Consider the following 13613-nt stretch of genomic DNA (forward strand, 5'->3'; position numbering starts at 1 on the left):
TCAGGCGATTCGATGCCGATTGCCGGATGGCGGCGTAAACGCCTTATCCGGCCTACAAACGCCAGGTAGGTCAATTCAGCGTTAATTACAGCTTCGGCCCTGCGCTCACCAGCGCGGCGCCTGCCGGGGTATCGGTGTACTTCTCGAAGTTCTCAATAAACAGCTTCGCCAGCGCCTGGGCTTTTTCCTGCCACTGCTCCGGCGAACCGTAGGTGCTGCGCGGGTCGAGGATGTGGGTGTCTACGCCCGGCAGTGCCGTTGGGATCTGCAGGTCGAACATTGGCAGGGTGAAGGTTTCTGCGTTGTCCAGAGAGCCGTCGAGGATGGCATCGATAATCGCGCGCGTATTCTGGATAGAGATACGTTTGCCAGTGCCGTTCCAGCCGGTATTCACCAGGTAAGCCTGTGCGCCTGCAGCCTGCATGCGTTTTACCAGCACTTCTGCGTACTGCGTCGGGTGCAGCGACAGGAAGGCTGCGCCGAAGCAGGCGGAGAAGGTTGGGGTCGGCTCAGTGACGCCGCGCTCGGTACCCGCCAGCTTCGCGGTGAAGCCAGACAGGAAATGGTACTGCGTCTGATCGGCGGTGAGGCGCGATACCGGCGGCAGAACCCCGAATGCATCGGCGGTCAGGAAGATAACCTTGGTGGCATGGCCCGCTTTCGACACCGGCTTCACGATATTGTCGATGTGGTAAATCGGGTAAGAGACGCGGGTGTTTTCCGTTTTGGAACCGTCGTTAAAGTCGATAGTACCATCGGCCAGCACCACCACGTTTTCTAGCAGCGCATCGCGGCGGATCGCGTGATAGATATCGGGCTCAGCGGCTTCGGAGAGTTTGATGGTCTTCGCGTAGCAGCCGCCTTCAAAGTTAAACACGCCGTCGTCGTCCCAGCCGTGTTCGTCATCGCCAATCAGACGACGTTTCGGATCGGTGGAGAGGGTGGTTTTACCGGTACCGGACAGGCCAAAGAAGACCGCCACGTCGCCTTTCTCGCCGACGTTCGCCGAGCAGTGCATGGAAGCGATACCCTGCAGCGGCAGCAGGTAGTTCATGATAGAGAACATCCCTTTTTTCATTTCGCCGCCGTACCAGGTCCCGCCAATCAGCTGGATGCGCTCTGTCAGGTTAAACGCGACAAAGTTTTCCGAGTTGAGACCCTGCTCTTTCCACTGTGGGTTAGTGCATTTTGCGCCGTTCATCACGATGAAGTCTGGTTTGAACGTCTTCAGTTCTTCATCGGTTGGGCGGATAAACATGTTCTTCACGAAGTGCGCCTGCCAGGCGACTTCGGTAATAAAGCGGACGGACAGGCGGGTGTCTTCGTTCGCGCCGCAGTAGGCGTCGACGATAAACAGGCGCTTGCCGGAAAGCTGCTGGGAGACCAGGCCTTTAAGATGTTGCCAGATTTCAGGTGACAGAGGCTTGTTGTCATTTTTTCCGTTACCCTTATCAGACCACCATACCGTGTCGCGCGTGGTGTCGTCGCGAACGATATATTTGTCCTTCGGAGAACGGCCGGTAAAGATACCGGTGTCGACAGAAATTGCGCCCAGATTCGTTAAGACACCGCGCTCATAACCTTCCAGGTTAGGATCGAGTTCTTCTTGATACAATGTATCGTAATCGGGGTTGTAGACGATATCCTGTGCGTCGTTAATACCATAAGCCTTGAGGTCCTGCGGGGTTATACCGTTGCGCATTTCACTGCTCCTTAGCCAATATGTACTGCTATAAATTCTATGGGTATTTTAGGGGTGTTGACCGCGACCAGGCTCATAGATTTACGTATCCCGACAAACGTCTTACTTACGAAAACATTGTGACTCCTGTCACGAAGCGCCTCGGATTATGACAGGAAAAGCCATAAAATTGGCACGAATGTTCTTAAATGGTTACAAAATGGTTTAATGGACAGCATAAATGTGAAATTAATCGCATTTATGAAAGAAAATTACGTAATGCTTTCAGATAAAAAATCGATTCACCACGCTGAGCAAAATCTACATTTAACGTTCTAATCGGTGCGCAAAACGCGTTTTTTCTTCACTTCTGGGATGGGAATATCGAAATGGATGCTGCGACTCCTCTTTCACCGACAACGCGCTGGGGTATGGCGCTAACCGGCATAGTACAAGGGCTGGTGTGCTATTTGCTGACCCTTTATCTGATCCCGAAAGACAGCGGCTGGATGTTTTACGCTTTGCCGGGAAGCCTGGCATTTTCCTCTGTGCTGCTTTTCACCGTAGTCTCTTTTAAACAGCGTGCACTGTGGTGCTGGTTGGCGGTGGTACTGGTTGTCGTACTGGGAATGGGGGGCTGGCTAAAATTCAACCTTAATGAGGAAGACCATTGGCGGCAGTATGACGCGCTATGGACCTACGGCTGGTGCCTGCTGCTGATGGCATTGCTGGCGTTACCGTGGCTGCAATACCGTATTCAGTCCGCGACGGGTCTCTCGAGATATGCGCACTTTTATGCCCAGCAGTGGCAAAACGTACTGACGTTGCTGCTGATTGGCGTTGCCAACGGCCTGGTCTGGCTGGTTCTGCTGCTCTGGAGCGGACTGTTTGAGCTGGCTAATATCACCTTCTTCTCGCGGTTGTTCTTCGATACGCAGTGGTTTGTCTTTGTTTGCATCGGCTTGGTGACGGCACTGACGGTGATCCTGGCACGCCAGAACGAACGGCTGATTACCGCTATCCACAAGCTGCTGGCGCTGATTGCCATCGGCTTGCTGCCGTTGGTCTCGCTGCTGGCGCTGCTGTTCCTGGTGACGCTGCCGTTTGCAGGCGTGACGGCCATCTCCCAGCGCTTCTCTGCGGCGGCATTGCTCTCGGCGCTGGCGTTTGTGCAGTTGCTGCTTACCGCAATGGTCTGGGAACCTACTGCCACGCGTCTCGGGTACCCGCGTCCGCTGCGGCTGTTGATTCAGGCGGCAGTGATGCTGACGCCGGTCTACGTGCTGATTGCCGGCTGGGCGCTATGGGTTCGTATTGGGCAGTATGGCTGGACGCCGGATCGCCTGCACGGCGTGCTGGTGGTGGTCGTGCTGTTGGTCTGGTCGGTTGGCTATCTGATTGGCCTGCTACGCCACCGTGATGATCCCTCACCTCATTTAGGGCAGGTCAATCTGGCGGTCTCGTTACTGGGTATCGTGCTGCTTTTCCTGCTTTATACCCCGGTGCTGGATAGCTGGCGTATCAGCGTGAACAGCCATATGAGTCGTTACCATAGTGGTAAAATCACTGCCGACCAGGTGAGTCTGTATATGTTGTCGCACAGCGGCAAGCCCGGTCGCGCGGCGCTACTTGAGCTACAGCAAGATAAAGCGTTCACCCAGGATGCGAAGCGTCAGCAGCAGCTTAAGCGGTTGCTGAGTGGCGATCTCAGTCCGACGGTAAAATTGACCGCCGAGATACTGGCAAAAAACGTGACGATCCTTGTGGGCAGCACGCCGCCTGATAATGCGCTCTGGGCGGCGGTGAGTGAGCAACGCTATCGGGTAGAGTCGTGCAGCGAAGCCGATAGCTGCGTGCTGGTAAGTCAGGATCTGAACGGTGATGGCAAAGTAGAGCAGGTGCTGTATGCCTTTGGCGATCGTACCGTGCTGGTCTTTGCTCAGGGCGAAAAGGGCTGGGAATATAAGGCAAGTGCGCCACTGCCGCGCGGCGTGAGCAAGACGAAGCTGCTTCAGGCGGCGAAGGATGGGACGTTAGGTTCGAAACCGAAGGCGTGGCAGGATATTACGCTGGGGGACGAGACGGTGGTGCTGGAGTATCGGCGCTGATTTTCCCCGGCGGCGCTGCGCTTAGCCGGGCTACGATCGTTTGTAGCCCGGCCAAACAAAGTGACGCCGGGAAAGGCTCAGAACTTAGTGAACCTGCGGGTCAGACGGTGCCGCGTTATTGCGAATCTCTGCAATATCCATGGCATTGAACACATAGTGACTACCGCAGTAATCACAATGCATATCAATTTCGCCTTCTTCTTCGAGGATGCTGTTAATTTCTTCGTCCGGCAGGGTTTTCAGCGCGCCAGCGCAGCGTTCGCGTGAGCAGGTGCACTTGAACTCTACGTCCTGAGGATCGTACAGGGTGACTTCCTCTTCGTGATACAGACGCCACAGCACATCGTTGGCCGGCAGCGTGAACAGCTCTTCGGCTTTGATGGTGTCGGTCAGCGCCGCCAGGTGCTCAAAATCTTCCGGCTGCGCGTTCTGCGCTGGCATCACCTGCAGCAACATGCCGCCTGCCGCTGGCTTGCCGTCGGATTCGCCGGTACGGATAATCAGACGGGTTGGCAGCTGTTCGGAACGCTGGAAGTAATCTTCCAGGCAGGCCGCCAGCGTATCGCCTTCCAGACCGACGACACCCTGATAGCGCTCGCCTTCGGCCGGGCTGATGGTAATCACCAGATAACCGTTACCGATAAGCGTCTTCAGGTCAGCGTCGGCCGGAATATCACCCTGCACGCGAGCGACGCCGCGCAGTTGCTGGTGGTTGTTGCCGTTGATTACCGCCAGTGTCATCGGGCCATCACCCTGTAGCTGAACGGTGATATCGCCTTCAAACTTCAGCGTTGCGGTCAGCAGGCTGGTGGCGACCAGCAGTTCGGACAGCACGTTTTTTACCGGCTGCGGATAGTTATGGCCTGCCAGGATCTGTTCGAGCGTTTCGGATACGGTGACCAGTTCGCCACGCACGGCGTAGTTTTCAAACAAATAGCGATGTAATTGATCGTGTTGAGTCATAATTTTCTCTCTTGGGGTGGCAGTTATTCACTGTCGCCGTATTTAAATCTCATCAGGTCGCGCCGCTCTTTTTTATCCGGACGTCTGTCCGGGTGCGGCATGGTCAGCGCATTCAGTTTGCGCGCCAGGGCGACTTTTTCGCGCTTCTCGATGCTTTCCTTCGTCTCTTCATAGAGCGTAACGGCCTCCGTGGCCGGACGTCGCTGCTCCGTGATGCCTTTCACCACCACGGTGCGCTCGTCGTTTCCCTGGCGAAGCGTCAGCAGGGCGTTCAGTTCAACCACTTTACTGGGCTTACTGCGCTGCCCGTTATAGTGAACTTTGCCGCCTTCAATCATCTCTCGGGCGACGGCACGCGTTTTATAAAAACGCGCCGCCCAGAGCCATTTATCCAGCCTGACGCCTTCGGTAGGCTTCTCTTTCATGGTCGCTCCTTCACTGAAGTGAGGGGATCAGACGACGGTAATCGTTAAGCGCGGGATGACGCAGGTACTGCTTTTCCGCAAGGCCGGAGTCGGGGTTGGTCACACCGAGGCAATAGCGGATCCCAAAGTGGGCGGCGGCATCCAGAATGGGCTCGCTATCGTCGATAAATAACGTGCGCTCGGCATCCAGACCCGTATGTTTCTCAACTGCCCGCCATAACCGCTGATCCTCTTTCGGATAACCAAATGTATGGGTGGAAAGTAATAAATCAAGGTGCTCGCCAAGACCGGTGTGTTCCAGCTTCACCGCCAGGTTATGCGGATGCGCGTTGGTCAGCAGAATACGTCGCTTCCCACTCGCTTTAAGCGCGTTGAGAAAAGGGATGGTGTCATCACGCAGCACGGCGCGCGGGCCCTGCTCGCTGGTCATCGAACGGATATCCAGACTCAAACGTTCGCTCCAGTAATCCAGACAGTACCAGTTTAGCGTATGTTGTACCGCATGGTACTCCTGACGAATGGCTTCCTGCGCCGCCTGAGGTGTGATACCCAGCTTTGCGCCATAGGTTTCTGGCACCAGTTTTTGCCAGAAGTAGTTATCAAAAGCGAGGTCGAGCAGCGTGCCATCCATGTCCAGAAGAACGGTATCTACCTCGCGCCAGGCGATATCAAAATGCATGGTGAGTCTCCAGACGGAAGAAATGCGCGACAGATTAACATAACCTGTCGCGAACTACGCAGTGGGCTTATTTTGTCGGGAAGTCAGACTTGAACTCTTCCGGGGCGGAAAGCAGCACCGGGTTAATGCAGCTCTCATAGTATTTCTGAATCTCGACCAGTCGTTCACGATGGCGATGATAGCGACGCAGCGCCTGCACGCCGTTGTAAACCGCACAGACGAGCATGGCCAGCATCAGCAGCGTGGTTGCCAGATAGTGCCACAGCCCGCTGCTGTCCGGCATACGGTGCAGGTTGATATGCTGTGTCCCGTTGGCGTCGGTATAGAGATTGGTCACGATGCCTTCCGCGTGGAACGGCGTGTGCATCAACATGTCAGCCAGCCGCTGGAACTCATTCCACTGCTCGCTGGCAGGGTAGTCATACAGCGTCGTGCTTGGGTAAGGCTGGCTGACAAAATCGCTGCCTTCATCGCTGGTTATCAGGAAACCACCCGGCGCTGGGCTGTTGAGCGCCTGTGCCGCGCGCGCGGTTTCACGCAGGATAAACGGCGCGGTAGAGGTATCGACAAGGTTATCCAGTGACTCGGCGCTGACCGGCCGGAGCAGAACGTTTACGCCGTCCAGCTTACCGGAGTTCGCGCGCTTAACCAGCGCATCCCAGTCACGGGTATTGCCAAGGTTCACCAACGCATTTTTCAGGCGTACGCAGTCATCGGCCGCGGAGCAAAGATCTTTCGTTTTCAGCACGATATCGGCAAAGTCATCCAGCAGCACCATGCCCGATTTCTGAATCGCCGAGCGCAGGGCCGGGCTGACGCGGGAATCATCGTCCGCCGTTGGATGCAGCTGGCGGTTTACGGCCTGAACCAGCGCGGTCGCCTTATTGACGGTTTCTGATTCCGGCAGCGGCAGGCGAGGGGCATCGTTCCAGAGGATTTGCGAGCAGTCGAATGGCAGGAATGGCGAGCTTTCCTGCGCAGTCCAGGTGCCAGGTGAGTGGATATTACACATCCCGGTTCCGCTGATGTGGAGGGTATCACCCACGCGAACGCCTGCCTGCTCTAGCTGGCGAACGTCTTTGGCCTCAATGGTTTGCGCCCCCTTGAGCCAGGAGAGTGTAAATTTGAATGGCATATTCAGCGGTACGCTGACCCACATCATGATAGCGATCAGCAGCGCGCCGCCGCCGATGACAGCGCTGCGTAACCAGTGCTGAAGCGGGAAGTTTTTCACTTCATCATGCAGTGAGAGGAAACGCCCCTGGCGCACGACGTGCCTATCAAGGTAGATATCGATATCTGTTTTTTGTCCCAGGTCCTGGGCGACAAACGGTTGCCAGTGGGGAGGGTAGATTAAATCGATGATCCCAAGAGAGATGTTGTTGACCTGCTCCTGATCGTTTTCACCGAACAACCCCCAGCGTTTTGGCGTGCCGCGCAGACAGTGGATCTCTCGTAGAGACGACTTCGTTGGTGGTGCAAATATCCCCCACAGCCCGCCGCACAGCAACAGGAATGCGCTGGCGAAAATCCAAGGCGTAAAGACTGCGGGTGCGATAAGCCCGCAGTAAAACAGCACAAAGGCGGCGACGATCAGCAGCGCTTCACGCAGGCCATCGGGGCGGCTAAGTGCGTGTTCCTCATGGGTTTCCTGGCGGATGTTGAGCAGCTCGATTTGCTCGCTCTCCTCACCACGGATAGAAGCCTGCGTCGACGACGTAGACTCCAGCGCAAAGCTTTTATTTTCAGGTGAATAGGTCTTCAGCGAATGGCCGTTGAGACCAATAACCAGCGGCACATCATCAGTTTCGATAAGCTCAATACTGTTCTCATCGGTAATATGCTGTTCCCAGAACGGGGGGAGATGCACTTCCACGGAGTCGAGGAAGTAACGCCACTTGTTGGGTTCATCTGTGGTGATGCCGTAGCGGGTAATCGCGCGCGTCAGCGTAAAAACGGTGTTGCTCTGTGGCGTGAGCGTCAGCACCGCAGGGGCAATGGTCGCGCCGGACGCCGGCACGCGCTGATCCTGATTAAGATAATCGAGGTAGTTTTCAATGCCCTGACGCTCTTCATTGGTCAGTTTTCGGGTGGTTGCTCCCGAAAACTGATGGAGCCACGGCAGGTGAAGACGTTTTGTCCGTTTACGCAAAAGCCAACCGGCCAGCACGGCGCAGATCAGTATCGCTACGGTAAAGATCATCAGTGTGCCCATGCTTTTCCCATCATACTTATCTTAGAGGTCTCTTCGTTGCCTGCTTTTCGTATAAACCATTGGCACGTATTACGCATTCATAAAAAGAGTCTATAGACTCTCGCAAAACGTAAGCATAACAAACCCATCGGCTCGCGAGTATCAGTAAATTCCCAATTGTAATTCAACCTCTTGACATTTATCCATAAATGAGAGATGAAAGGCTAAAAGTTGCAACAATGTAAATAAAGCGCTTTATGCATTGCTGGAACCTCATCGCTATCGCACAATAATAAAAGTCATTACAGCAAAGACCCCAGCCCAATGAGCAAATCATTACAGAAACCTACTATTCTCCATGTTGAAACCGTCGCGCAATCACGCCTTTTTAACGTGGAAAGCGTTGATTTAGAGTTCAGCAATGGCGTTCGTCGCGTTTATGAACGTATGAAACCGTCCTCGCGCGAAGCGGTGATGATTGTGGCTATTGTTGATGACCACCTGATTTTAATCCGCGAATATGCAGTGGGGACCGAGTCCTATGAACTCGGTTTCTCAAAAGGGCTTATTGATCCGGGTGAAACGGTGATGGAAGCGGCGAATCGCGAGCTGAAAGAAGAGGTCGGCTTTGGCGCTCGTCAACTGACGTTCCTGAAAAAGCTGGGTATGGCGCCGTCCTATTTTTCCAGCAAAATGAATATCGTCGTGGCAGAAGACCTCTATCCGGAATCGCTGCCAGGAGATGAACCAGAGCCGTTGCCTCAGGTCCGCTGGCCGCTGGCAAACCTGATGGCGTTGTTGGATGAACCTGACTTCAATGAAGCCCGCAACGTAAGTGCGCTGTTCCTGTTGCGCGAGTGGCTAAAAGAGCAGGGCAGATTGCCATAGAAAAAGGCGCCATCGGCGCCTTTTTACTTTTCGAGCATATCCCCGGAGTCGGTGCTGCGCACCTCGTCCGGGCTACGAGTGATAGGTAAAATGTTGTGCGTTTTTTGTAGCCCGGCCAAGCGAAGCGCCGCCGGGAGGGCTCCGGAGCCGGAGCTAAAGTCAGCAATAAAAAAGGCGCCGATGGCGCCTTTTTCTTAGAACAACTCGTGGGTTTCCCCGTTATCAATTATCTCAGTCCCCACCTCGTGAACCGCCTGCTGCGTAGGCTGTGTCCCGTCGATGAAGTACTCCTCACGGCTGCTGCCACCGTTGGCTAACTGCCCGGTGCTGCGGTCGATATTGACCGTCACCACGCCCGGCGGCGGCGTCAGCGGTTGCTCCGGAACCCCGGCCAGAACCTGTTTCATGAAGGCATCCCACGCCGGTTGCGCGCTCTTCGCGCCGCCTTCGTAGCCGGAGATTTGATCCTTAATGGCGCCAGACGCCGTCGTACGTCCCAGATCGCGACGGTGATCGTCAAAGCCAATCCACACAGAGGTCACTACGCCTGGGCCGTAGCCGGAGAACCAGGCATCTTTCGAACTGTTGGTGGTCCCGGTTTTTCCGCCAATATCACGGCGACCCAGATCGCGCCCAGCGCGCCAGCCGGTACCCTGCCAGCCCGGTTCGCCAAAGATGTTGGTGTTCAGCGCGCTTTTAATCAGGAACGACAGCGGAGTGTTAATCACATGTGGTGCGTACTCCTGGGCACCGGTCTGAGCGACCAACTGCTGGTTAGCCTGTTCAAGCGCTGGCATCGGTACAGTAGCGTTCTGCGGCATCTGAGAAACGGCAACGTCTTCCACGTCGTTGTTTTCCAGCACGTTAGACTTCTGCGTATCGCCATAGATAACCGGGATATTGCAATCAGGACAGGCGATTTTCGGCTTCGCTTCAAACAGCACGCCGCCCTGATCGTTTTCAATCTTGCTGATGTAGTACGGGTCGACCAGGAAGCCGCCGTTGGCCATCACCGCATAGCCGCGAGCGACCTGCAGCGGGGTAAACGAGGCTGAACCCAGCGCCAGCGATTCGGTATGCACGATGTTTTCCGCCGGGAAGCCGAAGCGTTGCAGATATTCCGCGGCGTAATCAACGCCCATCGCACGCATCGCGCGCACCATCACCACGTTCTTCGACTGTCCAAGACCCTGACGCAGGCGGATTGGGCCGGCATACTGCGCTGGGGAGTTCTTCGGCTGCCAGTCAGAACCCGCGCCGGCATCCCAGCGGGAGATAGGCACGTCGTTGAGCATACTGGCGAGCGTTAAGCCCTTATCCATTGCAGCGGTGTACAGGAATGGTTTGATGTTAGAACCCACCTGGCGCAGCGCCTGGGTCGCACGGTTAAACTTGCTCTGGTTGAAATCAAACCCGCCTACCAGCGCAATAATGGCGCCGTTTTGTGGGTTGATGGAAACCAGCGCGGAGTTAACGTCCGGCACCTGAGCCAGCCACCAGCTATCGCCGTTCTGACGCACCCAGATCTGCTGCCCCGCGGCGACGACATCGGTCACCTTACGCGGCGTTGGGCCTTGTGCCGTGTCCGAACGGTATGGTCGCGCCCAGCGCATGCCTTCCATGCCTAATGACACTGAAGTGCCATCGGCCAGTTCGACGGTCGCTTCCTGCGGGTTCGCCGCGGTGACGACAGCCGGTACTAACGGGCCATAGGATGGCAGCGGGCGTAACGAAGCGCGAATCTTCTTGCTATCCCACGCGGCTTCACCGGCTTTCCACAGTACGTTGGACGGGCCACGGTAGCCGTGGCGCATGTCGTAGTCCATCACGTTATTGCGCAGCGCCTGTTGAGCCGCCTGCTGATTTTTGCGGGTAATGGTGGTGTACACGCGATAGCCGTCTTCATAGGCCTGTTCGCCGTACTGCTTGACCATATCCTGACGTACCATTTCCGTTAAGTACGGTGCAGAGAAGGCAATCTCTGGGGCATGGTAGTTGGCATCAATCGCTTCGTTACGCGCCTGATCGTACTGCGCCTGGGTGATATAGCCTTCGCTCAGCATACGCGACAGCACCACGTTGCGACGGGCGGTGGCGCGATCTAACGAGTAGAGCGGATTGAAGGTCGACGGGGCTTTCGGCAGACCGGCAATCACCGCCATTTCGCTTAAGCTGAGCTGGTCGACGGGTTTACCGAAATAGACCTGCGCGGCTGCGCCGACGCCATAGGCGCGGTAGCCGAGGTAAATCTTGTTCAGATACAGCTCAAGGATCTCGTCCTTACTCAGCAGTTGCTCAATGCGAATGGCAAGGAACGCTTCCTTTACTTTACGCATCAGCGTTTTTTCAGGGCTGAGGAAGAAGTTACGCGCAAGCTGTTGGGTAATGGTACTTGCCCCCTGCGAGGCGTGGCCAGAGAACATCGCCACGCTTGCCGCACGGAAAATACCAATCGGGTCAATCCCGTGGTGCTCGTAGAAACGGCTGTCCTCGGTCGCAATAAACGCTTTCACCATTTCTGGTGGGATCTGGTTGAGGGTCATTGGAATACGGCGTTTTTCACCATACTGCGCAATAAGCTCGCCGTCCGCGCTATAAACCTGCATTGGCACCTGCAGGCGCACGTCTTTGAGCGTCGCCACGTCGGGCAACTGGGGCTCAATATATTTGTAGAGGCCGTAGATCGAGCCTGCTCCCAGCAGAATGCAACAGACTGCAAGGATGAATAAATACTTTACGAACTTCACCGGAGATTTCCCATTAAGTGTCATTTGGGCAGTTTATAAACAAACGCGCGGTAGTATAAAGGCAAGCCTGATGCATTGATATAGCCGTCACTGTGAGGTGACGTAAGGATAATCGTGAAATGGCTTTCAGATGCTGGCAAATGGGTCTTCATATTCAGGAGGATAACGTCTTTATCGTCGCCCTTCAGCGAACGCGCAGCGGCTGGGGGCTACGCCGCTGGTGGCAATTACCGCTACCGCCGTCAGCGCAACAGGATGATGCGGCGCTGCTGGAGTTGCTCAAACCGTGGCGGCGTGAGTTACCCTGGCAGCATGCGGTCCGCGTTGCCTTTCCCGCCAATAGAACGTTACAAAAAAACCTCCCTCTGGCGTCAATGACGCTGCGTGACGCCGAGCAAATGCAGTGGATTGCTAGCGCGATGTCACAGCAGCTTGAAATGAACGCCGACGCGCTCTGCTTTGACTATCATCTGGCGGAATCCGCAGTGTGCTGGAATGTGACTGCCGCGCAGCAAGGTGATGTCGCTCGCTTGCAGCACCTGGCAAAGACGTTACGTCTACAGGTGACAAGCATTACACCGGATGCCTGCGCGTTACAGGCGTTGGTCACACAGTCAGAGGTACAGGATGCGGTTTTGGTTTGGCCTGACCACCAACAGTGGCTCTGGGCGAGCCGGGAAGGCTGGGGGCACTGTCTATTTCAAGACGCCCGGTCGCTGACGCAACTGGCTGATTGGCTGAGTATCAACCCGCAGCGCCTGGTGCGTTGCTCAGCACTCGCCGCTGGAGAACGATGCTTCGACCCCTGGAGCGCGGTCGTGCAGAAACATCCCCCACTTCCTGTTAATGGCGATGATTTTGCCGTGGCGCTTGCGCTGGCAATGGGGGTCCCGGCATGAAGGCGTCTCTGGTGAACTTCCTTCCCTGGCGGCAGATGCACTTTCAGAAGCAGCTACGCGGCTGGAGCCTGATGGTAGGCGGGCTCTGGCTGGTATCCTTTGCGCTAACGCTAATCATGCGCGAGGGCTGGTCTTCTGCTGGGGCGATAAGCGACCTACATACGTCTGTTGAGCAGCAGGTAGCCCAGCAACTGGCGCGAAAAGAGCAGTCTTTGGAGATGGAAATGCAACGGCAGTCTGTTCTCAGGAAGCGTCAGCGTTCCCGGCGAGCGACGGAGGCCTGGGCATTGCGGTTGCAGGCGCTGGCAGAACATCTCCCTGCTTCGGCCTGGCTGAGAGAGCTCAGCTATCGTGACGGTACGCTGTCGCTCTCGGGCGTTTTAACGCAGTTTTCTGCGCTGGGTGAGGTGGAAAAGACGCTTCGCGCCATTCCCGGATTCCACCTTAAGCCAATAGAAAAAATCGAGCGGGAGAACACTGGACGCTGGTTATTCCAGTATTCCTTGCGTGAGGAGGCTGACTATGTCCTCCCTTGAGTGCATCAAACGGTTATCCCCGGTAATTAAAGTGAGGATGGGGGCTTTTCTGGCTATTCTGCTCGCCGCATATGGGGGATACCTGGCGGGGCATCAGGCTTATCGTGATGCTGAGCAACGTCGTAGCGCGCAGTTGGCTCAGCACCAAAAATATCTAGCTATTTTACAGCGTGTTATGCGTACCAGAGCGGAGATGTTGTCAACGCCAGTGCTGGGTGAGAAAAACACGTTACCGTTCACCCCGGCTGATTTTCAGCGTGCGGGAGCCCATCTCACGGGGTGGCAACCTACAGATGCAGGCGGTGAAATGTCGCTGGAAACCCCCTGGCAATCTGTTCCCTCAACCTTTCCTCTGCTCACCGAACGCGGTATGCAGGTCACGGCCTTCGTGCTAATGGCGCATAACGATGCGCTGCGTTTTACGTTACAGCTGGTGCGTAGCGATGAATCCTGAACGCGCGCTTCTTTTATTACTTATCGTCCCGCTGCTTTG

At 55.7% G+C, this 13613-nt stretch carries 11 protein-coding genes; 5 read left to right on the forward strand and 6 right to left on the reverse strand.

Going from position 1 to position 13613, the window contains the following annotated elements:
- Positions 1 to 85: 85 nt before the first annotated feature.
- On the reverse strand, positions 86 to 1702 hold the full coding sequence (gene pckA, locus ACH1XZ_RS19980) for a phosphoenolpyruvate carboxykinase (ATP) (RefSeq protein WP_395596878.1): 1617 nt from the start codon (positions 1700 to 1702) through the stop codon (positions 86 to 88).
- Positions 1703 to 2070: 368 nt separating this feature from the next.
- On the opposite strand from pckA, the gene ACH1XZ_RS19985 reads away from it, so the two are divergent.
- Positions 2071 to 3789, forward strand: a complete 1719-nt coding sequence (locus ACH1XZ_RS19985; protein WP_395596879.1) for a DUF4153 domain-containing protein — start codon at positions 2071 to 2073, stop codon at positions 3787 to 3789.
- An 84-nt stretch (positions 3790 to 3873) separates the two neighbouring features.
- On the opposite strand, the gene hslO is transcribed toward ACH1XZ_RS19985, so the two are convergent.
- The 4 genes from hslO to ACH1XZ_RS20005 all read right to left on the reverse strand — a co-directional run bounded on the left by hslO (position 3874) and on the right by ACH1XZ_RS20005 (position 8071).
- A complete protein-coding gene (gene hslO, locus ACH1XZ_RS19990; RefSeq protein WP_035892111.1) occupies positions 3874 to 4752 on the reverse strand; it encodes an Hsp33 family molecular chaperone HslO in 879 nt (292 codons plus the stop codon).
- Between the two features lie 23 nt (positions 4753 to 4775).
- Positions 4776 to 5177 carry a ribosome-associated heat shock protein Hsp15 gene (hslR, locus tag ACH1XZ_RS19995; RefSeq protein WP_395596880.1) on the reverse strand — a complete coding sequence of 134 codons (402 nt, stop codon included), beginning with the start codon at positions 5175 to 5177 and terminating at the stop codon, positions 4776 to 4778.
- A 10-nt stretch (positions 5178 to 5187) separates the two neighbouring features.
- Positions 5188 to 5856, reverse strand: a complete 669-nt coding sequence (gene yrfG, locus ACH1XZ_RS20000; RefSeq protein ID WP_395596881.1) for a GMP/IMP nucleotidase — start codon at positions 5854 to 5856, stop codon at positions 5188 to 5190.
- 67 nt (positions 5857 to 5923) lie between these two features.
- On the reverse strand, positions 5924 to 8071 hold the full coding sequence (locus ACH1XZ_RS20005) for an intracellular growth attenuator family protein (protein ID WP_395596882.1): 2148 nt from the start codon (positions 8069 to 8071) through the stop codon (positions 5924 to 5926).
- Between the two features lie 303 nt (positions 8072 to 8374).
- Between ACH1XZ_RS20005 and nudE the strand changes: the two genes are divergently transcribed.
- Positions 8375 to 8938 (forward strand): ADP compounds hydrolase NudE, encoded by a 564-nt coding sequence (nudE, locus tag ACH1XZ_RS20010; protein ID WP_395596883.1) that lies wholly within the window; start codon positions 8375 to 8377, stop codon positions 8936 to 8938.
- A 194-nt stretch (positions 8939 to 9132) separates the two neighbouring features.
- Here nudE and mrcA read toward each other — a convergent pair whose 3' ends face one another.
- Entirely contained in the window at positions 9133 to 11685 is a 2553-nt protein-coding gene (mrcA, locus tag ACH1XZ_RS20015) for a peptidoglycan glycosyltransferase/peptidoglycan DD-transpeptidase MrcA (RefSeq protein ID WP_395596884.1), read from the reverse strand.
- Positions 11686 to 11804: 119 nt separating this feature from the next.
- Here mrcA and ACH1XZ_RS20020 point away from each other — a divergent pair, with 119 nt between their 5' ends.
- From ACH1XZ_RS20020 to ACH1XZ_RS20030, 3 genes are read left to right on the forward strand one after another with little or no spacing between them, the layout of a single operon-like run.
- Complete coding sequence (locus tag ACH1XZ_RS20020) at positions 11805 to 12584, forward strand: pilus assembly protein (protein ID WP_395596885.1); 780 nt, start codon at positions 11805 to 11807, stop codon at positions 12582 to 12584.
- On the forward strand, positions 12581 to 13120 hold the full coding sequence (locus tag ACH1XZ_RS20025; RefSeq protein WP_395596886.1) for a PilN domain-containing protein: 540 nt from the start codon (positions 12581 to 12583) through the stop codon (positions 13118 to 13120). The genes ACH1XZ_RS20020 and ACH1XZ_RS20025 overlap by 4 nt, the downstream gene beginning before the upstream one ends.
- Complete coding sequence (locus tag ACH1XZ_RS20030) at positions 13107 to 13574, forward strand: HofO family protein (RefSeq protein WP_395596887.1); 468 nt, start codon at positions 13107 to 13109, stop codon at positions 13572 to 13574. The genes ACH1XZ_RS20025 and ACH1XZ_RS20030 overlap by 14 nt, the downstream gene beginning before the upstream one ends.
- Positions 13575 to 13613 lie beyond the last annotated feature (39 nt).

It is taken from the genome of Kluyvera chengduensis (assembly GCF_044197065.1).
In the GTDB taxonomy this organism is placed as follows: Bacteria; Pseudomonadota; Gammaproteobacteria; order Enterobacterales; family Enterobacteriaceae; genus Kluyvera; species Kluyvera ascorbata_C.